Raw genomic sequence first — 23,219 nt, forward strand, 5'->3', positions numbered from 1 at the left:
ATGTTACATGGTTATACGCCCGCTGAGCGCTTTCTTCCCTACTTAAGCTGGACCGACATCGCTACTTTAGAAGATAAGGCCAATACCGTCATTGTTCTTCCTGTGGGCGCTATTGAGCAGCACGGCCCACACATGCCTTGTGGCGTGGATGCCATCATCGCGGCTGGCGTGGTAGGCAAGGCGATGGAGAAGCTCTCTTCTAATGTGCCCGCGTATGCATTGGCGCCGATCACCTATGGCAAATCGGACGAGCACTTACATTTTCCAGGCACCATGACACTTACCGGCGAGCTTTTCCTCCATACGATCCAGGAAATCGGCGAGTCTGTTTACAGAGCAGGGTTTCGTAAACTTATTTTGGTGAATGCTCACGGCGGCCAGCCACAACCCCTTGAAATGGCAGCCAGAGAGCTGCGATTACGCCATGGCGATTTCATGGTGATTCCTCGCTCTGCCTGGAGCGTGGCTCATGACACGAGTTTCATGTCGGAAGAGGAACGCCAACTAGCGATGCACGCAGGGCATGGCGAAACCGCCATTATGATGCAGTTAGCGCCAGATACGCTGCATATGGAGCGTGCAAAAGCTTGCATGCCAGAGCCATTCCCCTGCCCGACCCTGTCCAGCTCTCGTCCAGCCGCCGCTTGGGTCGCTCGCGACTTTGGACCAACCGGCGTTATCGGCGACCCAACCCCCGCTACCCCAGAACAGGGCGCCAAACTGCTGGATGAACTCTCAACCCAATGGGCGCAAGCAATCACTGAAGTCCACCAGGTTCAGTGGTGTGTACGTCATGCATCCTCTTGGGGCCGAAGTCAGTATACAGGCGATATCGAAGCGCACGCGTAATCAAGAAATCATACCACACCGGCACTGGAGAAAAGCATGAAAACAATACCGACAAAACGTCGCTGGCTAAGCTGCTGTATCGCTCTCCCGGCCTTAGCGATCAGCACTTATGCAAATGCTCAAAGCGACTCGCTGACGCCGTTTACCTTTATTACCAACTGGTACGCGCAGGCAGAACATGGCGGCTTTTATCAAGCAATGGCCGAAGGCCTTTATGCTGAAGAAGGATTAGACGTCACTTTGCGTATGGGCGGACCACAGGTTAACTCCGTTCAGCTACTAGGCGCAGGACGAGCCCAATGCATAATCCGTGATGACGTAGGAACAATGCTGGCACGCAGCCAAGGTATTCCTATCACAATGGTAGCTAGCAGCTTTCAGTTTGATCCTATTGTCATCATTACCCATAGCGATATAGATACGCTTTCTGATCTTAACGGGCGCACAGTCTTGATATCTTCAAGCGCCCACTCTTCATGGTGGCCGTGGGCGAAAAGTCAGTACGGTTTTACCGATGAAATGAGCCGTCCCTATACCTTCAATATCCAGCCTTTCATGGCGGATACCTCACTCGCACAACAAGGCTATATGAGCTCCGAGCCCTTTGCCATGATGCAAGCGGACGCCGATTACAAAGTCTTCTTGTTAGGCCAGGAGGGTTACCCACCCTATGGCAACTCCATTGCCTGTCGCGATGATGTGATCAATGAACACCCTGAGCAGGTACATGCTTTCGTCGAGGCGACCATGCAGGGCTGGAAAAACTACCTATCAGATCCAGCAGCAGGCAACACGCTTATTCAAGCGGAGAATCCCAACATGAGTGATGAGCAGTTGGATTACGCCCTTGATCAGCTTCGCTCTACCGGCATCTCGACCGGCGGTGATGCGCAAACAGACGGCATTGGCATTATTACCGACGAACGTATGCAGGCTACATGGCAGATGGCAGTTGATAACGAACTCATCGACGCCGACAGCGTCTCGTTGTCTGAGGTTTACACTACCGAATTTGTTACTAAAAATCCGGTGATGCCATGAAGGCTGCCAGTAAACCCAGCACCGCCTCAGAGCGAAACGCAGTAGAGCTTTTATCCTGTGAGAAAGTTTATCCCAACGGCACGCGCGCTCTTATGCCTGTTGACCTGACCATTCAGGAAGGAGAGTTCGTCACGCTATTGGGGCCTTCTGGCTGCGGTAAAAGCACGTTGCTTAAAATGGTTGCCGGGCTCACGGAACCCTCCGATGGGCGTTTGTTACTTTGGAATAAAGCTCATCATCGGCTCCATGAAAGTCACCGTTCGCTGTCATTTGTATTTCAGGAAGCTTCTCTGCTTCCTTGGCACAGCGTGCGCAAAAACGTAAGCCTGCCATTGGAGCTTGAAGGGCTCAGCCGGAAAGATATTTATGCAAGAGTCGATCAGGTACTTGAACTGGTTGGTCTTACTCGTTTTGCCAGCGCCCTGCCTCGTGAGCTCTCGGGTGGCATGCAGATGCGGGTGTCTATTGCGCGCGGCCTTGTCGTCAAGCCAAACTTGCTGTTGATGGATGAACCGTTCGGCGCTCTGGATGAAATTACTCGCTTCAAACTCGATGGTGACCTGCTCGATCTTTGGCAAAAAAACGGCCTGAGCGTGCTGTTTGTCACCCATTCTATACACGAAGCCGTCTTTCTTTCAGAGCGTATTATCGTGATGGCTGCGCGCCCAGGTCGAGTCGTTGCGGATATTCGCATTGATGAGCCCTTTCCGAGACACTCTGAATTTCGGATGAGCACACGCTTTAGTGAATATGCCATGCAACTACACGAGCATTTGGTCGCTGCGGCCAGTACGGAGGACGGCTATGAGTAGTGCACTACCGTTATGGCGTCACGAAAAGTTCAGAAACATATGCGTTCCCTCCGTTATCGCAATTTTATTGTTGTTATTGTGGCAAACGATAGTGGTAGTGAGCGAAGTTCCTGAATACCTCTTCCCCTCCCCTTTATCCGTATCAAAAACATTAGTAGAGGACTGGCAGCTTCTTGGTTCATCCTTGATGAATACGCTAAAAATCACGCTAATATCGTTCTTACTCGCGATCATCGTAGGCGTTTTAATTGCCTTTATGTTTGTGCAAAGCCGCATAATCGAAAGGGCGTTTTTTCCTTATGCAGTGCTTTTACAAGTTACGCCCGTAGTGGCCATCGCACCTCTGATTATCATTTGGATTCAAAACACCACCTTGGCACTCGTTGTTTGCTCCTCTTTAGTGGCGTTATTTCCTATTATTTCAAATACGACACTGGGCCTTCGTAGTGTATCTCCCAACTTACTGGCCTATTTTAGACTGCGCCGCGCAAGCCGCTGGCAAACACTCTGGCGACTTCGCGTTCCTTCTGCCCTTCCCTACTTTTTTGCTGCCCTGCGCATAGCAAGTGGCTTGGCGTTGATTGGAGCCGTAGTTGCTGAGTTCGTTGCGGGCACCGGGGGGGCCAATACGGGGCTTGCCTACCAGATTCTGCAGTCAGGGTATCAGCTCAATATTCCGCGCATGTTTGCAGCCCTTGTACTGATATCGCTTACTGGCGTCTTTTTGTTCACCACCATGTCAGTACTTTCAAAGCTTGCCATCGGCCATTGGCACGAAAGCGAAGCATAAAAATCTTCTTTTTTAAAGGTATGAACGAATGCTCTCCATCGACACGCTGCAATCACGCCTGCCTGACATCGAGTGGGTAACTTCTAAAATTCATATTAAGCGTCTTTCAAAGGATTTTTACTGGTTTAGCCCTCTTTTAACAACATTATTAGCCGACAAAAAAGCGGACATCATTGCTCGTCCTAAAGATGAAGCCGAACTAGAAGCGCTGATCAGCGCCTGCGTTGATCTAAGTATCCCCTTAACCGTTCGCGGTGGCGGAACAGGTAATTACGGCCAAGCAGTTCCGCTTTGTGGTGGTGTCGTTATCGATATGATCGCTTTAAAAGCATGCCAATGGATTAGCGATGGAGTAATCCAGGTACAGGCCGGAATGAGAATCGCCGAACTTGAAGGCGTTACTCGCCAAAATGGTTGGGAGCTCCGTTGCATGCCTTCCACCTACAAAGCAGCAAGCATAGGAGGGCTTTTTGCGGGGGGGTTTGGGGGGATAGGGTCGGTCAATTACGGCCCCGTTGCTACCTCCGGCACCGTTCAAAGAGCTCGGGTGTTAACGATCGAAAAGCATCCCCGTATAATAGACGTTAGCGGCGATGAGCTTTTAACCTACCATCATACTTATGGCACCAACGGTATTATCATCGATTTACAGCTCGCCCTGGCCCCGGCAAGGAGCTGGAGCGAATACCTCATGGAATTCGCCTCGCTTGAAAACGCCTATACCTTTTGCCGCGCGTTATTGGACTCAGCGGGTATTGAAAAGCGCGAGATTTCACTTTATGACGGTGTCGCAGCTTCTTATTTTAAAGAGCTACCCGCCCAGCTAGCGCCTAAGCGCTTTTATGTCATTGCCTTGATTGCCCCCAACTGTCAGGTACCTTTCATAGCGCTAAGCACGATCCATGGGGGTACTAACGTATGGCACCAAAGCTTTGACGAGGCCAATGCGTCAGGGCTTACTTTGATGGAGCATTGCTGGAACCACTCGACACTACAAGCGCTCAAGCACGATAAGAGCTTTACCAACTTACAAACCAATTACGATAGCGCATGTGCATTAGAACAACTTAAAGAAGTTGAAATCCAGGCAGGCAAAGAGGTATTTATTCATCTTGAATTTATTCGTAACGCACATAGCCAAGTACTTATCACCGGACTTCCGTTGGTCAAATACACAAGCGATCAACGTTTGTTAGACCTCATCGAGATTCACCGGAAGATAGGAATCAAGGTTAACAATAGCCACACCTATACTCTGGAAGATGGAAAGCACGGCGGAACGTTGGATCAATCCATACTAGATAGCAAGGCGGCCAACGATCCACATAACTTGCTCAATCCAGGCAAAATAAGGACGCTTAACGACTAAAAATCACGACGCTCAATTCTCGCGACTTACTTTTTAACCCCATCGGTGAGATTGAGTTCAAGCGTCGAAAATATCACGCAAATCCGATATATTTTTCTCTTCTTCCGCCACCTGAAAACGACGCTTTTATCGCTTTCAGGTAGCGGCTTACCGCCTTCCAAGTGGCCGACATTGTCAAGCGGGTCGACTTACTTCTGTTGACCTTCTTTGCCCTTTGCCGCCTCGCCAGGGATTAACTTGACCGCTAACTTTATTCCTCTCGCCTATGATCTGGTCAACCTGCTTCCCAGCAAGCTCAGCTCCAAGATGGTGGACTAGCACTCAAAACACTCTGCGCTAGTGGTATTTCTCGAGCGTCAGGTGGTTATCGATTTCCTTGATCCTGTCTTCGGTGTGGTGATTAACGTACAGCACCGTGGTCTCTTTGCCTTCACAAATTTTCTCAATAAGGGCGAGAACCAGCTGGCGGTTCATGTCGTCCAGGCCGAGGCACGGCTCGTCTAAGATCAACAGCGGCGGATGTTTTACCATGGCGCGGGCGATGAGCAGCAAACGCTGATCGCCGTAGGAGAGTTTGTTAAAGGGCTGGTCGGCGCGGTCTTTCATGCCAAGTAGTTCGAGCCATTGGTCGGCTATTTTCTTCTGGTTATCGGTGGATTTGGTGTACACGCCGATGCTGTCGTAGAAGCCTGAAATAATCACGTTTTTGCAGCTGGTGCTGACGCGATATTCCCACTGCAGGGCGGTGGAGACATAGCCGATAAACTGCTTGATCTGCCAGATGCTTTCGCCGTTACCGCGCTGGAAGCCAAACACAAAAATATCGTTGGTGTAGCACTGAGGATGGTCCCCCGTGATCAAGGACAAGACGCAGGTTTTACCACTTCCGTTAGGGCCACTCAGTTGCCAGTGCTGGCCCGGCTCGATCGTCCAATCGAGCTTATCGACGATCACGGTATCGCCGTATTTAATCGTCGCTTGCTTGAGTTTCACTAACGGCTGGCTGGGGTCGAGCTCGGGTAGTTGGTTGGCGGGGTCGGCCTCGGGCACGCGGAGGTCGGTGGTTTTCAAATGCAGCAATTGATACAGCTCATTGAAGGCAGCATCGTCCTGGCGGTCTACCGTGAACGCTAAACGTCCCGTTTCTCCGCGCTTTGTATCTCTGCTCTTTTTTTCCGAACGCTCTTGCTCGGAGCGGTCCTTCTCCCCACGCTCTTTGTCCAGGTAGGCCACATGGGTGATGAAGTCAGGCATTTCATCAAAGCGGTTCAGCACCAGCACCATGGGTACAGTGTCGATGATGGAGGCAAGATGGGCCTGCAGCATGGCGAGCGTATCGACGTCTAAGCCATCAAACGGCTCGTCTAGAATCAGTAAGTCCGGCTTATTCGCCAGCGCGCGAATCAGCATGACTTTGCGGGTTTCGCCCGTGGAGAGCTTACGAAAGGCGCGGTCGAGAAGCCTCGTCAGTCCGAACTTTTCGACCAGTACGCTTGCAAGTTCAGTATCCCGGCAGTGTTCGAAAATCATTTCATTGACGGGTGTGCCGAGTGAAATGACGTCCATGATATCGGCATCGTCTTTTTTTAATTCTTTGGCAATGAGTTCGGCTTGCGCTTCGAAGGAGACCAAACCGACGTTGTGGGGAAGCCCTTGAACACTGCCCGCTTCGAGTTTGCCAACGCCCGCAAGCGCCGCCGCCAGGGCGGATTTGCCTGCGCCATTGGTGCCGGTGATGACCCAATGCTGGTGGGGTTCGATGGTCCAATCGATCTCGCTTAGGGTGAAGCGATCATCAAAACTGATCGTCGCTTTGTTTAGCTGAATATTGGCTAAGCGGTTTGAAGGCTCCATCGAACTATTCCTTACGGTGACGGTGTTAAAAAATCAGGCTTGAATAAAAAAAGAGACAAAAAAAGCCGAGACTATCGTGGCGATATCCCCGGCTTTTTAATTGCATTAACCCGCTATTCTTTATTCAACCGGTTAAACGATCTTCTTCATGTCCGCCATGTGGCCTCGCAGCACTGCGCCAACGGCTTCAACCGGGTGCGCGCGCAGGGCATCGTTGACTTCGATCAAACGCGCGTTATCAACGCCGTTATCATCTACATCCAGGCCTTTACCGATCACATCCGACTTAATGACTTTCATGAAGTCAGCCAGGAGTGGTACACATGCGTGGTTGTAGAGGTAGCAGCCGTATTCCGCGGTATCTGAGATCGTCGCGTTCATTTCATAAAGCTTCTTACGCGCGATAGTGTTGGCGATCAGTGGCGTTTCGTGCAGAGACTCGTAGTAAGCAGACTCGGCGATAATGCCAGCCGCGGTCATGGTTTCGAACGCAAGCTCAACCCCCGCTTTTACCATCGCCACCATCAGGATGCCGTGGTCGAAGTACTCTTGCTCAGAGATCTTAATGTCACCCGCTGGTGTTTTTTCGAATGCTGTTTCAGCGGTGTCTGCGCGCCATGCGTGAAGTTTCGCATCATCGTTCGCCCAGTCTTCCATCATGCCAGCAGAGAAGTTGCCGTTCATGATGTCATCCTGGTGCTTGTTGTAAAGCGGACGCATGATCTCTTTCAGCTCTTCTGCAAGATCATAGGCTTTGATCTTCGCGGGGTTAGAAAGACGATCCAGCATGTTGGTCACGCCGCCGTATTTCAGTGCTTCCGTGATGTTTTCCCAGCCGTACTGAATCAGCTTAGAGGCGTAGCCAGGCTCGATACCTTCTTCGATCATTTTGTCGAAGCAAAGGATAGAACCAGTTTGTAGCATGCCGCAGAGGATCGTTTGCTCGCCCATCAGGTCGGATTTAACTTCCGCGATGAAAGAGGACATCAACACACCGGCTTTGTGGCCGCCAGTGCCCACTGCGTAGGCTTTTGCCAGGGCAAGCCCTTCGCCTTTAGGATCATTGGCTTCGTGAACAGCGATCAAGGTGGGAACCCCGAAACCACGCACGTATTCAGCGCGCACTTCAGATCCTGGGCACTTCGGCGCCACCATGATGACGGTGAGGTCGTCGCGAATCTTCATGCCTTCTTCGACGATGTTGAAACCGTGAGAGTAAGACAGGCAAGCGCCCTCTTTCATCAGCGGCATTACCGCCGTCACAACTGCGGTGTGCTGCTTATCGGGCGTCAGGTTCAACACCACATCTGCCGTGGGGATCAGCTCTTCGTAGGTACCGACAGTAAAGCCGTTTTCAGTGGCGTTCTTCCAGGACTGGCGCCTCTGTTCGATGGCTTCGGGGCGCAGGGCGTAAGAGACGTCCAAGCCGCTGTCGCGCAGGTTCAAGCCTTGGTTAAGGCCTTGCGCGCCGCAGCCGATCACGACCATTTTTTTGCCTTTAAGCGCGTCCACGCCATCGGCAAATTCAGAACTGTACATAAAACGGCATTTGGCGAGTTGAGCCAGTTGCTCGCGTAGCGGCAGCGTATTGAAGTAGTTAGCCATCGTTAACATCCTAATGATTGATAAGCACGATATCGATGTCACACACCGATACGAAAAAGAGTGACATAGCCGCCAAGTGCGGGCCCAGCGCCATGTGAGTAGCGCCAATCTAACGAAAAACGACTATTTCTTAAATTGATATATTTGCAACAACATGTCCCTTTTTTTGCAAAGCTCCATTATCATGACAGGTATGAATTTTAAAATTTTAAAACAATTTCTCGCCTTGGCAGAAACCCTGCATTTCGGTCGCGCCAGCGACGAGTGCTATGTGAGCATTTCTGCCTTGTCGCGCAACATTCGTCATTTAGAAGACGAGCTGGGTGTGGCGCTGTTTAACCGCGACAACCGTACCGTGGTGCTCACCCAGGAAGGCCAAAAATTTCTCAAGTATGCCCGCGATGCCAGCAGTCAGTGGAATTTGATTCGTCATCAGTTAACCGACACCTGAATCCGTGAGACCGGCCCCAGGAAGCACTTCTAACCCACTGACCTGCATGGCAATATAGCCATTATCGCCATTCACCCAGACAGTGCCATGCCCAACATAAAGTTCCGCGCCAGTTGCCGCACCCTCACCAGCCACGCCGGGCTGTCCATCATCGGGCAATGCTTCGAGATCGCTGGCGTCGACAGCATCGACAGCCGCTTCCCCACCACGCTGGGCATGCGCACCAGTGACGTGATCAAGAGCTACCTGGGCCTGCTGTGTCTGGGCATGAGCGACTATGACGCTGTCGAGAACTTCCGCCGCGACAAGCCCTTCCAACAACTGCTGACCCTGCAGAAGGTGCCGAGCGCGGCGACGCTGCGACAGCGGCTGGAGAAACTTGCCGCCAACGACCTGCAGGCGCGCACCGCCACCTGGTCCACGACCCTGCTGTCACTGATCGAAGCACCGATCACCGCCGAGACGACGCACGTCTGCCTGGACATCGACACCTTCGTCATGGACAACAGCAACTCGAAGAAGGAAGGCGTCTCGCGGACCTACCAGAAGGTCGATGGCTACACCCCGATCGCCGCCTATCTGGGCAACGAAGGGTGGTGCCTGGGTCTGGAACTGCGGCCTGGCAAGCAGCACACCATGAAGGAGAGCAACGCCTTCCTGGAGCGGGTACTGCCTCGCGCCCAATGCTTGACCAAGCAACCGATCCTGTTACGCGAGGACAGCGGCTTCGACAGCCAGGCGCTGTGGCCGCAGACCGTCTCGATCCACGACGACAACAAGACCGAATACGTCGTCCAACGCGTGATGCGCCTGGTCGAGCGCACCGCCGATCGCGATGGCCAGTTGCTGCTCGAACCGGACTATGAGTTGGAAGGCTGGTGGACCAGCCTGGACGAGGCGCCGGAGGCGGTGATCAAGCGCTACCAGGCGCATGCCACCCATGAGCAGTTTCACAGCGAGATCAAGACCGATCTCGACCTGGAGCGCTTGCCGTCCGGCAAGTTCGCCACCAACGATCTGATCCTGCATCTCGCCCAGTTGGCCTACAACATCCTGCGCCTGATGGGACAGCTGGGCATGACCGGCGAGCTGAGCCCGGTTCGCCACCCGGCCAAGCGGCGCCGGCTGCGCACCGTGCTACAAGAGCTGGTGCACCGTGCGGCTCTCGTGATTCACAAGGCACGGCAGATCATCCTCGACTTCGGGCAGGATATCGGGCGCATGACGGTGCTCAAGACGCTGCGGAGCCGACTGCGTTATCCACGAGGAACGCCATGCTGACCGTCAATCGGCGACACTCTATCCACAAGCAGTTCCAAGCGACACGCGATCGCCAGATATGTCGTGCCTGGCGGGTGGAAAGGCATGACAAAACGGGCCGTCAGCACCGATCAGCACGGTGGGTTTTGGCAATAACGGGCTTGCGAAAGCCAACTTGCACGGGGCGAATGATCAAAAAGTGCTCGCTGGCGGTGATAGGGAAAGTGTCGGCGCCGGCTTCACGGATTCAGGAGAATGGTTACAGAGAATGCATCAAAACAGGGCGCTGGTCCGGGCCGGTGACAGGTTCTGGGGCGCTAGGTGTTGGGTCGTTTTTCGGGGGCAAGCTCAGAATGTGCCGATTTGTCTCTATAATAATGATAAACAAGAATAAATAAGATGTGGCAAGACTTTTGCTAAATCATATTTGGAGCAATGAAACCCAACCGAAGGTATCCATTATGAAGAAGCAGTTTTTCACCAAATCCGGATTTATCAGTATCACTTTGCTTGCAGCACTTCAGGCTGCGCCCGCCATTGTTAGCGCTGACGTCAGCTCAAATGTGAGCGCCAGCAGCAACTATCTGTTCCGGGGCGTCACCCAGACAGACGGGGCTGCGGCTGTCCAGGGAGGGTTGGATTATGAGCATGCGTCGGGCTTCTACGCCGGTGGTTGGGGTTCCAATGTCGATTTTGGTGACGGCACCAGCTATGAGCTTGATCTTTATGCCGGATTCTCCGGCTCTGTGGAAGAACTGGGTTATGACGTTGGGTACATTTATTATGCGTATCCTGACGCGCCGGACTCCATCGACTTCGGCGAACTGTACGGCGAGATCAGTTATGGCATTGCGGCCATCGGCCTGGCCTACACGATCAACAGCGACACCAGTGGTGATGGGGTGTTCGTGCAGGGGGATGCCTATTACTACGCCTCTGTTGGGGTGCCTCTGGAGGACAGCTACAGTGCCGGTGTGACGCTTGGCTATTACGACTTCGCTGATGACGGCAAGGCTTCTGTCGGCGAGGCAAGTTATTCACACGTCGCCGCCAACGTTACAAAGGATGCGGGAAACTTCGGTTCTTTCAGTGTTAACGTGGAGTACGCGGACATTGAGTCAACCGACGCGCTTGGCTCTGTCAACTCGGATGATCCGAAGTTCTGGCTGGGTTGGAGCAGGAGTTTCTGATCGGCCAAGTGATCACAAGCAATTCAGATCCAGAATAAAAAGCCGGCCCAAATGACGGGCCGGTTTTTATTTATCATGCAAGAACCCACCATCGTGCGCCTGCCTTGACGCCCGGTGACTCGACATCCTCGCCCTTACCTCTGCCCCCCCTGCCGCCAAAGCTCATTTCTTATCCGGTGCCTGAATTTCAAACTGTATTAAAGGTTTGTCTGTAAGGTCGTTCCAGATTCCCACGCAAAAATGCTGACTCACTGACCTCAGTCAAACAGCCAGGATGATACTGAATGAACAAACGATTGTTGTTGTGCGCGATGATAGTTCCGGGAGCCTTGGCCGTCTCTCCTATGGTGTCGGCCCAGGCAAAAGAGAGTGTGTCGCTGAAAGAATATCAGCAGGCCAAAGCCAGCCAGGCTGTTTCCCTGAACCAGGCCATGGTGATGGCTTTCGAGAATAGCCCGGTATTGGCTTTGAGGCGGGCCGCGGTCTCGATACAGCAGGGACAGCTTGATCATGCCAGCCGCTGGGCGCCGAGCAATCCAGAGTTTGAGTTGGGGGCCCGTCAGGCCCCGGATCAGGCCGACGAGTCCCTGGAATATGGGGTGAGGGTTACTCAGGAGATCTGGATGGGTAATCGCGGCGACCTTGGGCAGTCGCGTGCCCGGAGTAATCTCACGTCCCGGCAACAGGAGCTTGAATACCTGAAGGTAGCCACCAAGGCGCGGGTGCGGGCCGCCTATTTCCGGATACTGCTGGCTCAGAAAGAGTTGGAAACCGCAACCCGTGCCGTTGAACTTATGCAACGCACCAAAGACCTGGTTGAAATGTCCGTAAAACAGGGTAAACAAACCCGGATTGATCTCAATACCGCAGTCATTGGGCTTGCCAGGGCCCGGAATCAAAAAGCCTCGGCGGAACAAAAGCTCGAGCAATCAAAAATTGACCTTACCGAAGTGCTCGGGGTGTCCCCCTCCGATGCCGTTGGGGTGACCGGCGAGCTTGATGTGACGCTCGAAGACCTGCCTCCGACCAGCCAGCTTGTCGAGATGGCACAGAGTCAGAGAGCGGACCTGAAAGCGGCGGCCGCCAGAATTGCAGCGGATGAAAATAGTGTTATGTTGAAGGGCGTATAATCACTGTTACGTGTATCTATGAGTAAGCTTGAGAAGACGATACTGATTGTTACGATCGTTTTGGCGGTAGCATATATTGTCGCTTTCAATATGAACGTGCCCTATTATTGGGGTTCGGGAGAAAGGGTAGTCCCAAAGGGAATAGTAGATGCTTTATGGGTAGTAGTGCTATTAATGTCCGTCATCACACTGGCAGTTTGCATTCGTGATAGCGGTCTTCGGAAGCTACAAAACCGAGGTTGGTGGATATCGTACATGGTGCTTTTAGGCGCAGTAGCGATACCTCATTATTACATTAAGCACGGGAGGCGGAGTCGTGATTAAACACGTAACCATACGCACCAGTTCGCGCCCTACCGGGCGCCGGACGCTCGTAAACTCGCGCCGCTGTGCTTAAGCGTTAATGTGTCCCCGTCATGTATAGCTACGAAGAAATAATAAACAGATCAGCGGTAGAGGATGAAATAGTCGTCGGGTATGCCGATGCAATGGAATTGCTTCGTATTCTTAGAGGAAAGACTACGAGAGTCCTTGGATGGGAGGGCTGGGTTAAGTACGCTGACGGAAGTTTAGGTCATTCCCAGGAGCATCAAGGCACCGTTGACCTTTCCCTGAATCCGTGAGACCGGCCCCCGGAAGCACTTCTAACCCACTGACCTGCATGGCAATATAGCCATTATCGCCATTCGCCCAGACAGTGCCATGCCCAACATAAAGTTCCGCGCCAGTCGCCGCACCCTCACCAGCCACGCCGGGCTGTCCATCATCGGGCAATGCTTCGAGATCGCTGGCGTCGACAGCATCGACAGCCGCTTCCCCACCACGCTGGGCATGCGCACCAGTGACGTGATCAAGAGCTACCTGGGCCTGCTGTGTCTGGGCATGAGCGACTATGACGCTGTCGAGAACTTCCGCCGCGACAAGCCCTTCCAACAACTGCTGACCCTGCAGAAGGTGCCGAGCGCGGCGACGCTGCGACAGCGGCTGGAGAAACTTGCCGCCAACGACCTGCAGGCGCGCACCGCCACCTGGTCCACGACCCTGCTGTCACTGATCGAAGCACCGATCACCGCCGAGACGACGCACGTCTGCCTGGACATCGACACCTTCGTCATGGACAACAGCAACTCGAAGAAGGAAGGCGTCTCGCGGACCTACCAGAAGGTCGATGGCTACACCCCGATCGCCGCCTATCTGGGCAACGAAGGGTGGTGCCTGGGTCTGGAACTGCGGCCTGGCAAGCAGCACACCATGAAGGAGAGCAACGCCTTCCTGGAGCGGGTACTGCCTCGCGCCCAATGCTTGACCAAGCAACCGATCCTGTTACGCGAGGACAGCGGCTTCGACAGCCAGGCGCACCTGGCGCTTCTCGAACAGCAACGCCAGGTCTTTGCCGACGAGGGGCGCCGGCTCGACTATGTCGTCAAATGGAACCCGCGTGGCTCGGCCACGGCTGATCGAGATACCTGGCTGGCGGTGGCGGCGGACTACTGGGAAGAGCTGCGTCCTGGCAAGCGCCAGGCGCTGTGGACGCAGACCGTCTCGATCCACGACGACAACAAGACCGAATACGTCGTCCAACGCGTGATGCGCCTGGTCGAGCGCACCGCCGATCGCGATGGCCAGTTGCTGCTCGAACCGGACTATGAGTTGGAAGGCTGGTGGACCAGCCTGGACGAGGCGCCGGAGGCGGTGATCAAGCGCTACCAGGCGCATGCCACCCATGAGCAGTTTCACAGCGAGATCAAGACCGATCTCGACCTGGAGCGCTTGCCGTCCGGCAAGTTCGCCACCAACGATCTGATCCTGCATCTCGCCCAGTTGGCCTACAACATCCTGCGCCTGATGGGACAGCTGGGCATGACCGGCGAGCTGAGCCCGGTTCGCCACCCGGCCAAGCGGCGCCGGCTGCGCACCGTGCTACAAGAGTTGGTGCACCGTGCGGCTCTCGTGATTCACAAGGCACGGCAGATCATCCTCGACTTCGGGCAGGATATCGGGCGCATGACGGTGCTCAAGACGCTGCGGAGCCGACTGCGTTATCCACGAGGAACGCCATGCTGACCGTCAATCGGCGACACTCTATCCACAAGCAGTTCCAAGCGACACGCGATCGCCAGATATGTCGTGCCTGGCGGGTGGAAAGGCATGACAAAACGGGCCGTCAGCACCGATCAGCACGGTGGGTTTTGGCAATAACGGGCTTGCGAAAGCCAACTTGCACGGGGCGAATGATCAAAAAGTGCTCGCTGGCGGTGATAGGGAAAGTGTCGGCGCCGGCTTCACGGATTCAGGCGACACCCCGGATCAATTAAGCGGTGAAATCAGCTTGTATGGCTCCGTAACGGCCAGCTACAGCTTTTTGCACGAGCTACTGCGCCGCTTTCGTATTGCCTACCCGGTCATTGAAATCAAGCTGCGCACGGGGGATCCCGAACACGCCATTGCCCATGTGCTCGATGGAAAAGAAGACCTTAGCATTGCGGCACAGCCCGCCAACTTACCGCGAGGCCTGGCCTTCAAGCCCATTGCGACGTCGCCGCTGCTGTTTATTGCGCCGCTAGAGCAGCAAGTGCCCAATGCGCCCACCAGCACGCCCATTACACCGGCTGAGTGGGCGAATACGCCCATGATTCTATCGGAAAGCGGTGTGTCTAGAACGCGTGTGGATGAGTGGTTTCGCCAGCATGACATCTCCCCGCGCATATATGCCCAGGTGACCGGCAATGAAGCCATTGTGAGTATGGTGAGCCTGGGCTTTGGTATTGGCGTGGTGCCTAAGATCGTCCTCGACAACAGCCCACTGTTGGATCGCATCCGCGTGCTCGACGTGACGCCGGAACTGGAGCCCTACGATATTGGTTTGTTTACCTTGAAGAAAAACCTAAAAAACCCGTTGGTCGACGCGTTTTGGAGTTTGATGTAAGCCCGGCGCCCCGTGTTTCACGACTCAACCAGCGCCTTCAATCCCCAAATATCTGCTGTAAATCCGGCACGTTCTCTTCCTCTTCGACCATGGAGAGCGAAGCTTCGATGGCTTTGAGGTGGCGACTCATAAAGGCTTTCGCGCGCTCGCCGTTGCCTGCTTCTAAATAGCCGATCAGGTCATCGTGGTCGTGGGATTCGCAGCCCAAGTGGCCGCGATGGCCGTAGACGGCGAGGATGAGCGAGGAGCGCGAGCAGAGCCGCTCAACAAACTCCGCGAGGGTCGCATTGCCGGAAAGCTGCGCCAAGCGCACGTGAAAATCGGCAGAGAGCCGGATAGCGACGCTTTGTTGGCCGCTGCGCAGCGCTTGGCGTTCTTGCTTGGCCATTTCGCGTAGCTCGGCGGCTTCTTTTTCCCCCATGCGCCGCGCCACGTCGGGCATTAATCCGCACTCGAGCAGTTGGCGGGCATCGAAAACGTCCTTGGCTTCATCCGCGGTGGGCCGGGTAACGCTGGCCCCACGGCGCGGCGTCAGGGTAACGAGTTGCTCCAGTGCCAAGCGCTGCAAAATTTTACGAATACCGGTGCGGCTAATGCCGAACACATCCGCCAGGGCATCCTCGCGCAGCCGCGCGCCGGGCTTCAAGCGCTGCTCGACAATGGCATCGCTCACGGCGCGATAGATTGCATCGTGGCGTTCATCACCCTCTTTGCCATCTTTGGTTTCTTTAACGGAAGCGCGCCGCTTTACCGGCGCTTGCGCATCACTCATAGCTAGCCTCTTTATCACTCCTCCCAAGCGGCAATGATATCGCGCTCTTCATCGCTCATGTTGGTCATATTGCCTAACGGCATGTAGCGGCTGGCCACGACCTGTTGAATCTGCGCTTTTTGACCGAGAATGCCGTCCCAGTTTTCAAAAGCAAACCCAGCGGGCGGTGCTGAAAAACCGGCATGCTCGGGGTTGCGAGCATGACACTGAACACAGTGCTGCTCAATCAGGCCGGTGATTTGCGCTTGGTCCGGCCCTTGCGCGCCAGCAGTGCCGCCAGGGGATGAAGCACTGGGTGCAGCCACCCAAAACGCCAACAGAATAAGCCCTACCCCGAAGGCGGGATAGGCTGGCTGGGTTTTACCTGCGTGCATCAACACAAAGAACTGACGGATCAGGGCGCCGGCGAAGATGAACAGCACCATCACCACCCAGGCGAGCTCGTGAGAATAGATAAACGAGTAGTGATTACTCACCATCAACAATACGACCGGCAGCGTGAAGTAGGTGTTATGCACCGAACGCTGTTTGCCGCGTTTGCCATCCAGCGGATTGGGCGCATCGCCCGCCTTCATGGCTTTAACCATGCGGCGCTGGCCGGGAATAATCCAGAAGAAAACGTTAGCCGACATCGCCGTCGCCATGACCGCACCCGTGAGCAGGAAGGCCGCGCGACCGGTGAACATCTGCGTACTGAGATAGGCAACGACCACCATCATCACGGCAACGGCAATGCTCAGCAGCCCATCGCGATCCATGTTGGGGCTAATGCGTTTGCACAGCTCGTTATAAACTACCCAGCCGCCCAGCAGGAATGCCAGCGCCAGCACATTGGCCTGCCAGCCCGTCAGGTTGGCGGCCCACTCCCAGGGGCTATTGGGGTTCACCAAATAGAAGCCTGGGTTGACCATATAGAGAATCACAAACAGCGCAAAACCGGAAAGCCAGGTGGTATAGGCTTTCCAGAATGACCAGTGCAAGTCATTGGGTAACTTGGCAGGTGCGGTAGCGTACTTCTGGTTGTGGTAAAAACCACCACCATGCACCGACCACATTTCACCAAACACGCCCTTGTCGCGATCTTCCGCTGCTTTTGGCGTGCGCAGGCTGTTATCCAGCATGACAAAGTAGATCGACTCACCGATCCAGGCGATGGCGGCAACCACGTGCAGCCAGCGCAGCAGTAAGTTAACAAACTCGATTAGGTACGCTTGCATAAACAAATCCCGTTAGGTTTGACTGAAACTCAGCGTGAGCAGCCAGATTTCAGACAAATCAGCTACCGCGGTAAGTCGAGTACCCATAAGGCGAGAGGAGTAGCGGCACATGGTAGTGCTGGCTGGCATCGGCGACGCCAAAACGCAGTGGAATAACGTCTAAAAAGCGCGGCTCATTAGCTTCAACGCCTTGGGCACGCAGGTAGTCACCCGCATGGAACACCAGCTCGTACTCGCCTGCCGTGAGCGCATCGCCTTCTAAAATGGGGGCATCGCAACGTCCGTCGCTGTTGGTGGTCACCGTGCTTAAAAGTTGACGCTCGCCGTTTGAAAGGCGGAACACTTCAATGATGATTCCCTGGCCGGGCTGTCCTTTGGCGGTATCCAATACGTGGGTGGTTAAACGTCCCATAGCCACTCCTTATATTCTTGCGTTGTTTGCATTATCTGACCATCTGGTCAAAGAGTACCTTTGATGTTATTTGTTGTATACAGTAATTCTATCCGCGCACATTGTGAATTAACTATGCTTTAAATTGCCCACTTTGGAGAGTGCCAGTGCCTACAATAAGTCCGTTATTGCTTTCACCCGCGCCTAGTCAGTGCAGCCTGGAAATGCTTACTCACCATTATGGCGATGTTTATGAGCACTCACCTTGGGTGGCAGAAGCGGCTTGGCAACACGGCCTGACTGACGTCCACGACGCGCCCGACGCACTGGCCGAGCTTATGGGGCTCATGCTCCAGCAGGCAAGCAGCGAACAGCAAATTAAAGTGATTCAGGCGCACCCGGATCTAGCAGGCAAAGCCGCGATGGCTGGTGAGTTAACTAAAGATTCAACGAGCGAGCAGGCAGGTGCCGGGCTCGACCAATGCGACCCCGAAGAGTTTGCACGCTTTGAGAAGCTTAATGCGTCATACAAGAAGAAGTTTGGTTTCCCTTTTGTGATTGCCGTTAAGGGGCTAGATCGGCATGACATTTTAGCCGCCTTTGAAGATCGCCTGTACAACGATGCGGCCACCGAACGAAAAACGGCGATTGAGCAAATTATCCGCATTGCGCGCTTTCGTTTAATTGATCGCGCTACAAGAAACTAAGGTTTATAAAAATATTTTTTGTATACAAGAAAGCGCCGCGCCCTTGAGGGCACGGCGCTTCAGAACGGTTAAAGCTAACTTACTGCTTGGCTTTTTCCACCACGTTTTTAGTGGCTTCTTCAGTCTGCTTTTGGCTATCTTGAGCAAAGCTTTGACCGATTGACGTTACTTTTTCAGTATCGCCCTTAACGCGTTCCATGAAATTGCTTGCCGTTTTCTGCTGGCTTTCCATCGCCTTCTTGAAACTGTCGGCGTCTTTTACATCAAGCCATGTGCGTGCTTGCGAGATAGCCATGTCCGAGTAGGCACGGAAAGCATCCATTTGTGCACTAAATAGCTGATCGTAGTAATCAAGCGCCGTTAGCGTGTAAGAACGCATGGGTGATACAAATGCTGATTCAAACTGCTGTGTGGTTTTATCAGTCGCTTTATTCACAAGTATCTCTCCAAGTGTGAGCTAGCACATAAACACGCCTTCAATAGGCGGTTCTTAGCCAGGCTTTTGCCTCTGCTATAGCTAAAGCTAGCAGTGCTTTTTGTGCAGCGCAACATGATTTTTTGTCATGCTGCGCTTGCACACTTGCAGATTACCAACAACCTTTTCTTACAAACCGATACTAACGGTTACCAAACAAGTGCTTACGCGCTTGCTCATCCATTTCAACCCCCGCTTGTGGATTAACTTCTTCCACTAAAGCGTACGCCCGACGCACGGCTGGGCGCGCTTTGATCATCTCAAACCACCGCTCCAGGTCGGGAAACTCTTCGATCGTTTGCCCTTGCTTTTCCCAAGGAACGATCCAGGGGTAAATCGCCATATCAGCAATTGAGTAATCATCACCGCCCACATAAGTGTGATTCGCCAAGCGCTGATCCAGTACGCTGTAAAGCCGATTAGTTTCACGCACGTAACGCTCAATGGCGTACTCGATCTTCTGCGGCGCATAGTGGCAGAAGTGGTGGTTTTGGCCTGCCATCGGGCCTAAGCCACCCATCTGCCAGTGTAACCACTGAAGTACGATATAACGTTCACGACCCGCCGCAGGCAAAAAAAGACCGCTCTTATCGGCGAGGTATTCCAGAATGGCGCCAGACTCAAACATCGAGAGCGGCTGGCCGCCATCCTGCGGTGAGTGATCCACAATGGCGGGAATGCGGTTATTAGGGGCAATAGTGAGAAATTCAGGATCAAACTGCTCGCCTCGGCCAATGTTTATTGGCTTCACTCGATACGCCAGTTTGGCTTCTTCGAGCATAATGGAGATTTTGTGGCCGTTAGGTGTTGTCCAGTAGTACAGGTCAATCATTGCCATCTCCTTGTTGAAAACGTTGATGTACTCGCCATGAGTTTACCAAGCTTTCTCAATGCAGCAGGCGGTACGTAAGTGTACCGCCTCTATTAAATATATCGCGCAGTGCTTTATAGTTCTCTTACTGTCAGGGCGTTGCTTGCAGCGCCATCGTGAGCGCTGAGCATACGCTGGAACCACTCATCCACCGGATCGCCGGGTTCAACGACCGCCTGCGTGGATACGACGTGTGCCCACATCATGCTGCCAAACAACAGGTAGTCGGCGCCAGCGGGTGCTTCGCCGTCTAAAAAAGCACTCTCGCGCAGCAGGTCGCGCACAGGGGCTAATACCTGCTTGAGTTGCTGCTTGCCCTGTTCGGGTTGGTGAAATTCTTCCAATGTACAGCCAAACCTCGCTTCACGGGTTTCGCGGAAATAGTCGCGGTCGTCTGGGTGTACCGCGGCGAACAGATCCATACCGATAATACGGAATAGCGCCGGGTTCACGCTGCGTTCTACAAAGTACTTAAACAGTAAAACCCGCTGATAGCTGACGCCTTCACCTAGCATGGGTGCGTCGGGATACGTTTTATCCAGATAGCGCATAATCTCAAAACTGTCGGTAACGACCTGATCGCCGTCGCAAAGCACCGGGACTTTGTCGTAGTCGGCAAACGCCAGCGCTTCTTTATCAAGGAATCGCCATGCCACAGAGGTGAATTCCAGCCCTTTATGGGCGAGTGCCATACGTACGCGCCAGCAATAAGGTGAGAAGCGAAGCCGTTCGTCCCGGCCGCATAGGTCATAGAGCTTTATTGCCATCACTACCGCCTTCTAGTTGAGAACATCGTTGCGAAAAATGTTTGGTAAAAAAGAGCTTAGAGCTTTTTTACACGCTTTGGATAGCTAAACAATGAGCCCAAGAAACTAACCGTGCAAGAGAGGTTTCTTAGCACTGTCTATTAGTCTAATGAACCAGCATTGCCCTCATTTTAATAAAATTCTAGAACTATTTTTAAAATCAATGATTTAAATAAAAACAGCCAGCGCAAACACATGTTCAAAACAAGCGATGCTTTGGTAAGACCAATTTTCCAATGTAGTCATATTGTTAGCCAAACCGTATCTTTCACCTACACCCGACTGGCGATACAAACACCAGACGGTTATTGCGGAGCATACCAAATCAATAACAAGGGCAGTTCCTTCCATGAATGAAACGATACTTGCACTTCTAGCCTTCTTGCCGCTGTTGCTGGCCGGTATTTTGCTCATAGGGTTTAAAATACCTGCCAAGATAGCGATGCCGATTGTCTTTCTGACGGCGGCTATTATTGGCTTAACCGCCTGGGATATGTCCTTTAGCCGCGTGGCAGCGTCGACCATTCAAGGCTTGATTCAAACCGCTGGTCTTCTCTGGATCATCTTTGGCGCTATCTTGCTGCTGAATACGCTTAAGCACTCTGGCGGCATTACGGCTATTCGTAACGGCTTTTCAGGCATTAGCCCTGACCGTCGCGTACAGGCGTTGATTGTTGCTTGGCTGTTTGGCTGCTTTATCGAAGGGGCTTCTGGCTTCGGTACGCCCGCCGCAGTTGCGGCACCGCTGATGGTCGCCCTCGGCTTCCCAGCACTTGCGGCGGTGGTCGTGGGTATGATGATTCAATCAACGCCAGTCTCCTTCGGCGCGGTGGGCACACCTATCGTGGTCGGCGTTGGTAGCGGTTTGGATCGCGCTGGTATCAGCGCTGAGCTTGATTCGGTAGGCTCTAGCTGGGATGTATTCTTCCAGATGGTGACCAGCGAAGTGGCGATCACTCACGGTATCGTGGGTATTTTAATGCCGCTGATTCTGGTCACTGTGATGGTGCGCTTCTTCGGTGCTAACCGCTCCTGGAAAGAGGGGCTGTCGATTACCCCCTTCGCCATTTTTACCGGCATCTGCTTCGTAGTGCCTTACATGCTGGTGGGCGTGCTGCTGGGGCCTGAATTCCCGTCGATGATTGGCGCCATGGTGGGTCTGGCGATTGTAGTGCCAGCGGCTAAACGTGGCTTCCTGATGCCTAAAGATACCTGGGACTTCCCTGAATCCTCTTCTTGGCCAGACGAGTGGATCGGTAACCTGCAAATCAAGCTTGATGACGTTGTAGGCAAAGCGCCGATGTCCACCTTCAAAGGCTGGGTACCCTATGTATTGCTGGCGCTGTTCCTGGTGGCTTCGCGCACCATTGAACCGCTTCGCGTGGCGCTGACCTCGATCAACCTCAGTTGGACCAATATTCTTGGTGAAGCGGGTGTCAGCGGCGGTGTACAGCCGCTCTACCTACCGGGCGGCATCATCCTGGCCGTGGTCATCGTGACCTACTTCCTGCACCGCATGAACCCGCAAAAAATCAGTGCCGCGGTATCGGAATCGACCAAAACCATTTTTGGCGCGGGCTTTGTGTTGATCTTTACCGTGCCGATGGTACGTATCCTGATCAACTCCGGCGTTAACGGTGCGGATCTTGTCTCGATGCCGGTCATGATGGCCCAGGCGGTCGCTGATAGCGTAGGTGGCATTTATCCATTCTTTGCTCCAATGGTAGGGGCGATGGGTGCCTTCATTGCAGGCTCCAACACGGTATCCAACCTGATGCTGGCGGAATTCCAATTTAGCGTTGCTGAGACACTGGGGCTTTCCACCGCCATGATGGTGGCGCTGCAGGCAGTCGGTGCGGCAGCGGGTAATATGATCGCTATCCACAACGTCGTAGCCGCATCAGCGACGGTAGGCCTGCTCGGTCGTGAAGGGGCGACTATCCGTAAAACGATTCTACCGACGATTTACTACCTCATCTTTACCGGCATCATCGCTCTGATTGCGTTCTACGTGATTGGCGTCACCGATCCGTTAATGTGAGCATGAGGCAGCGCTTGTTCTAATAACCGACGCGCTAATAAAGACGCTAGAAACGCAAACCCCCAGGCCTAGACCTGGGGGTTTGCTGTTTAGCACCGCTGGTTTTGTGTGTTAATCGATACGCTTTAGCTGCTGGCTATGGAGTTTGCCGCGTTCAACATAGCTTTGAGCGTTCTGCTTCAGCCCCGCCACTGCCTCTTCGGAAAGCTCGCGCACTACTTTGGCAGGCGAGCCAACAATTAATGAATTGGGTGGGAATACCGCCCCCTCCTTAATAAAGGCACCAGCACCTACCAAGCTGTTTTCACCAATCACCGCACCATTGAGCACCACGGCCTGAATGCCGATTAAGCAGCCGTCACCAATAGTGCAGCCATGCAACATCGCCTGGTGCCCCACTGTTACACCTTTACCTACCTTTAACGGAAAGCCTGGGTCTGCATGCAGTACAGCGCCATCCTGGATATTGCTCTCTTCGCCTACTTCAAGGTGGTCGGTATCACCGCGTAGCACGGCTTGATACCAGACGCTGGAGTGCGCTTTAAGGGTGACCTGGCCGATCACATCGGCCGTTTCCGCAATGTAGACGTCGTCGTGAACCGCTGGGCGATGCTCGCCATACTGGTAAAGTGCCACGTTAACCTCCTGGGTTGTTATTGGTG

Annotated in this window: 21 protein-coding genes and 2 pseudogenes; 14 read left to right on the forward strand and 9 right to left on the reverse strand. The window is 53.6% G+C overall.

The features are described from left to right. The 6 genes and pseudogenes from ACXUPB_RS16340 to ACXUPB_RS16365 all read left to right on the forward strand — a co-directional run. Positions 1-849 carry a creatininase family protein gene (locus ACXUPB_RS16340; protein ID WP_472953457.1) on the forward strand — a complete coding sequence of 283 codons (849 nt, stop codon included), beginning with the start codon at positions 1-3 and terminating at the stop codon, positions 847-849. Between the two features lie 36 nt (positions 850-885). After that, positions 886-1,890 carry an ABC transporter substrate-binding protein gene (locus tag ACXUPB_RS16345; protein WP_472953459.1) on the forward strand — a complete coding sequence of 335 codons (1,005 nt, stop codon included), beginning with the start codon at positions 886-888 and terminating at the stop codon, positions 1,888-1,890. Beyond that, complete coding sequence (locus ACXUPB_RS16350; protein WP_472953461.1) at positions 1,887-2,702, forward strand: ABC transporter ATP-binding protein; 816 nt, start codon at positions 1,887-1,889, stop codon at positions 2,700-2,702. Before ACXUPB_RS16345 ends, ACXUPB_RS16350 begins: the two co-directional genes overlap by 4 nt. Beyond that, positions 2,695-3,492 carry an ABC transporter permease gene (locus ACXUPB_RS16355; protein WP_472953463.1) on the forward strand — a complete coding sequence of 266 codons (798 nt, stop codon included), beginning with the start codon at positions 2,695-2,697 and terminating at the stop codon, positions 3,490-3,492. The genes ACXUPB_RS16350 and ACXUPB_RS16355 overlap by 8 nt, the downstream gene beginning before the upstream one ends. Positions 3,493-3,520: 28 nt before the next feature. Next, positions 3,521-4,861, forward strand: coding sequence for an FAD-binding oxidoreductase (locus tag ACXUPB_RS16360; RefSeq protein ID WP_472953465.1), 1,341 nt, complete (start codon positions 3,521-3,523; stop codon positions 4,859-4,861). 164 nt (positions 4,862-5,025) lie between these two features. Continuing rightward, positions 5,026-5,170: pseudogene (locus tag ACXUPB_RS16365) on the forward strand (NCS1 family nucleobase:cation symporter-1); the annotation flags it as partial. A gap of 27 nt (positions 5,171-5,197) precedes the next feature. On the opposite strand, the gene ACXUPB_RS16370 reads toward ACXUPB_RS16365, so the two are convergent. Further along, complete coding sequence (locus ACXUPB_RS16370; RefSeq protein ID WP_472953466.1) at positions 5,198-6,715, reverse strand: ATP-binding cassette domain-containing protein; 1,518 nt, start codon at positions 6,713-6,715, stop codon at positions 5,198-5,200. Between the two features lie 132 nt (positions 6,716-6,847). Continuing rightward, a complete protein-coding gene (gene ilvC, locus ACXUPB_RS16375; RefSeq protein WP_472953468.1) occupies positions 6,848-8,320 on the reverse strand; it encodes a ketol-acid reductoisomerase in 1,473 nt (490 codons plus the stop codon). A 193-nt stretch (positions 8,321-8,513) separates the two neighbouring features. Between ilvC and ACXUPB_RS16380 the strand changes: the two are divergent. The 6 genes and pseudogenes from ACXUPB_RS16380 to ilvY all read left to right on the forward strand — a co-directional run. Next, positions 8,514-8,765 (forward strand): annotated as a pseudogene (locus ACXUPB_RS16380) (LysR family transcriptional regulator); the annotation flags it as partial. Positions 8,766-8,858: 93 nt separating this feature from the next. Next, positions 8,859-10,052 (forward strand): transposase, encoded by a 1,194-nt coding sequence (locus ACXUPB_RS16385; protein ID WP_172416275.1) that lies wholly within the window; start codon positions 8,859-8,861, stop codon positions 10,050-10,052. Between the two features lie 440 nt (positions 10,053-10,492). Next, the gene (locus tag ACXUPB_RS16390; protein WP_062363658.1) at positions 10,493-11,221 is read left to right on the forward strand and encodes a TorF family putative porin; all 729 of its coding nucleotides are present in this window, start codon (positions 10,493-10,495) and stop codon (positions 11,219-11,221) included. Between the two features lie 284 nt (positions 11,222-11,505). Next, positions 11,506-12,351, forward strand: coding sequence for a TolC family protein (locus tag ACXUPB_RS16395; protein WP_197746125.1), 846 nt, complete (start codon positions 11,506-11,508; stop codon positions 12,349-12,351). Positions 12,352-13,053: 702 nt separating this feature from the next. Beyond that, a complete protein-coding gene (locus tag ACXUPB_RS16400; RefSeq protein ID WP_074210231.1) occupies positions 13,054-14,415 on the forward strand; it encodes an IS1380 family transposase in 1,362 nt (453 codons plus the stop codon). 178 nt (positions 14,416-14,593) lie between these two features. Beyond that, positions 14,594-15,277, forward strand: a complete 684-nt coding sequence (gene ilvY / locus ACXUPB_RS16405) for an HTH-type transcriptional activator IlvY (protein ID WP_472956760.1) — start codon at positions 14,594-14,596, stop codon at positions 15,275-15,277. 37 nt (positions 15,278-15,314) lie between these two features. Here ilvY and ACXUPB_RS16410 read toward each other — a convergent pair whose 3' ends face one another. Genes ACXUPB_RS16410 through uraH form a run of 3 tightly spaced genes read right to left on the reverse strand, consistent with a single transcriptional unit; the run spans position 15,315 to position 17,678 of the window. Then, positions 15,315-16,049 carry a GntR family transcriptional regulator gene (locus tag ACXUPB_RS16410; RefSeq protein WP_472953473.1) on the reverse strand — a complete coding sequence of 245 codons (735 nt, stop codon included), beginning with the start codon at positions 16,047-16,049 and terminating at the stop codon, positions 15,315-15,317. Positions 16,050-16,063: 14 nt separating this feature from the next. Then, positions 16,064-17,266: a urate hydroxylase PuuD gene (locus ACXUPB_RS16415; RefSeq protein ID WP_472953475.1), complete on the reverse strand. Its 1,203-nt coding sequence runs from the start codon at positions 17,264-17,266 to the stop codon at positions 16,064-16,066. A 58-nt stretch (positions 17,267-17,324) separates the two neighbouring features. Beyond that, positions 17,325-17,678, reverse strand: coding sequence for a hydroxyisourate hydrolase (gene uraH / locus ACXUPB_RS16420; protein ID WP_472953476.1), 354 nt, complete (start codon positions 17,676-17,678; stop codon positions 17,325-17,327). 146 nt (positions 17,679-17,824) lie between these two features. On the opposite strand from uraH, the gene uraD reads away from it, so the two are divergent. After that, on the forward strand, positions 17,825-18,364 hold the full coding sequence (gene uraD / locus ACXUPB_RS16425; protein WP_472953478.1) for a 2-oxo-4-hydroxy-4-carboxy-5-ureidoimidazoline decarboxylase: 540 nt from the start codon (positions 17,825-17,827) through the stop codon (positions 18,362-18,364). A 79-nt stretch (positions 18,365-18,443) separates the two neighbouring features. On the opposite strand, the gene ACXUPB_RS16430 is transcribed toward uraD, so the two are convergent. From ACXUPB_RS16430 to ACXUPB_RS16440, 3 genes are all read right to left on the reverse strand, one after another. Beyond that, positions 18,444-18,800 (reverse strand): phasin family protein, encoded by a 357-nt coding sequence (locus ACXUPB_RS16430; RefSeq protein ID WP_447043390.1) that lies wholly within the window; start codon positions 18,798-18,800, stop codon positions 18,444-18,446. Between the two features lie 181 nt (positions 18,801-18,981). Beyond that, on the reverse strand, positions 18,982-19,671 hold the full coding sequence (locus ACXUPB_RS16435; protein ID WP_113269064.1) for a glutathione binding-like protein: 690 nt from the start codon (positions 19,669-19,671) through the stop codon (positions 18,982-18,984). A 113-nt stretch (positions 19,672-19,784) separates the two neighbouring features. Further along, a complete protein-coding gene (locus ACXUPB_RS16440; RefSeq protein WP_472953480.1) occupies positions 19,785-20,477 on the reverse strand; it encodes a glutathione S-transferase family protein in 693 nt (230 codons plus the stop codon). Between the two features lie 388 nt (positions 20,478-20,865). On the opposite strand from ACXUPB_RS16440, the gene ACXUPB_RS16445 reads away from it, so the two are divergent. Then, entirely contained in the window at positions 20,866-22,557 is a 1,692-nt protein-coding gene (locus ACXUPB_RS16445) for an L-lactate permease (protein ID WP_447043387.1), read from the forward strand. A gap of 111 nt (positions 22,558-22,668) precedes the next feature. Here ACXUPB_RS16445 and ACXUPB_RS16450 read toward each other — a convergent pair whose 3' ends face one another. Next, positions 22,669-23,193 (reverse strand): gamma carbonic anhydrase family protein, encoded by a 525-nt coding sequence (locus ACXUPB_RS16450; protein WP_447043386.1) that lies wholly within the window; start codon positions 23,191-23,193, stop codon positions 22,669-22,671. Between the last annotated feature and the right edge of the window lie 26 nt (positions 23,194-23,219).

The organism is Vreelandella sp. DA03-1M (assembly GCF_055725665.1).

What these genes read in the sequence shown, in the direction of transcription:
- ACXUPB_RS16340 (WP_472953457.1), top strand. Translation starts at nt 1, where the DNA reads ATGTTACATGGTTATACGCCCGCTGAGCGCTTTCTTCCCTACTTAAGC.
- ACXUPB_RS16345 (WP_472953459.1), top strand. Translation starts at nt 886, where the DNA reads ATGAAAACAATACCGACAAAACGTCGCTGGCTAAGCTGCTGTATCGCT.
- ACXUPB_RS16350 (WP_472953461.1), top strand. Translation starts at nt 1,887, where the DNA reads ATGAAGGCTGCCAGTAAACCCAGCACCGCCTCAGAGCGAAACGCAGTA.
- ACXUPB_RS16355 (WP_472953463.1), top strand. Translation starts at nt 2,695, where the DNA reads ATGAGTAGTGCACTACCGTTATGGCGTCACGAAAAGTTCAGAAACATA.
- ACXUPB_RS16360 (WP_472953465.1), top strand. Translation starts at nt 3,521, where the DNA reads ATGCTCTCCATCGACACGCTGCAATCACGCCTGCCTGACATCGAGTGG.
- ACXUPB_RS16370 (WP_472953466.1), bottom strand. Translation starts at nt 6,715, where the DNA reads ATGGAGCCTTCAAACCGCTTAGCCAATATTCAGCTAAACAAAGCGACG.
- ilvC (WP_472953468.1), bottom strand. Translation starts at nt 8,320, where the DNA reads ATGGCTAACTACTTCAATACGCTGCCGCTACGCGAGCAACTGGCTCAA.
- ACXUPB_RS16385 (WP_172416275.1), top strand. Translation starts at nt 8,859, where the DNA reads ATGCCCAACATAAAGTTCCGCGCCAGTTGCCGCACCCTCACCAGCCAC.
- ACXUPB_RS16390 (WP_062363658.1), top strand. Translation starts at nt 10,493, where the DNA reads ATGAAGAAGCAGTTTTTCACCAAATCCGGATTTATCAGTATCACTTTG.
- ACXUPB_RS16395 (WP_197746125.1), top strand. Translation starts at nt 11,506, where the DNA reads ATGAACAAACGATTGTTGTTGTGCGCGATGATAGTTCCGGGAGCCTTG.
- ACXUPB_RS16400 (WP_074210231.1), top strand. Translation starts at nt 13,054, where the DNA reads ATGCCCAACATAAAGTTCCGCGCCAGTCGCCGCACCCTCACCAGCCAC.
- ACXUPB_RS16410 (WP_472953473.1), bottom strand. Translation starts at nt 16,049, where the DNA reads ATGAGTGATGCGCAAGCGCCGGTAAAGCGGCGCGCTTCCGTTAAAGAA.
- ACXUPB_RS16415 (WP_472953475.1), bottom strand. Translation starts at nt 17,266, where the DNA reads ATGCAAGCGTACCTAATCGAGTTTGTTAACTTACTGCTGCGCTGGCTG.
- uraH (WP_472953476.1), bottom strand. Translation starts at nt 17,678, where the DNA reads ATGGGACGTTTAACCACCCACGTATTGGATACCGCCAAAGGACAGCCC.
- ACXUPB_RS16435 (WP_113269064.1), bottom strand. Translation starts at nt 19,671, where the DNA reads ATGATTGACCTGTACTACTGGACAACACCTAACGGCCACAAAATCTCC.
- ACXUPB_RS16440 (WP_472953480.1), bottom strand. Translation starts at nt 20,477, where the DNA reads ATGGCAATAAAGCTCTATGACCTATGCGGCCGGGACGAACGGCTTCGC.
- ACXUPB_RS16445 (WP_447043387.1), top strand. Translation starts at nt 20,866, where the DNA reads ATGAATGAAACGATACTTGCACTTCTAGCCTTCTTGCCGCTGTTGCTG.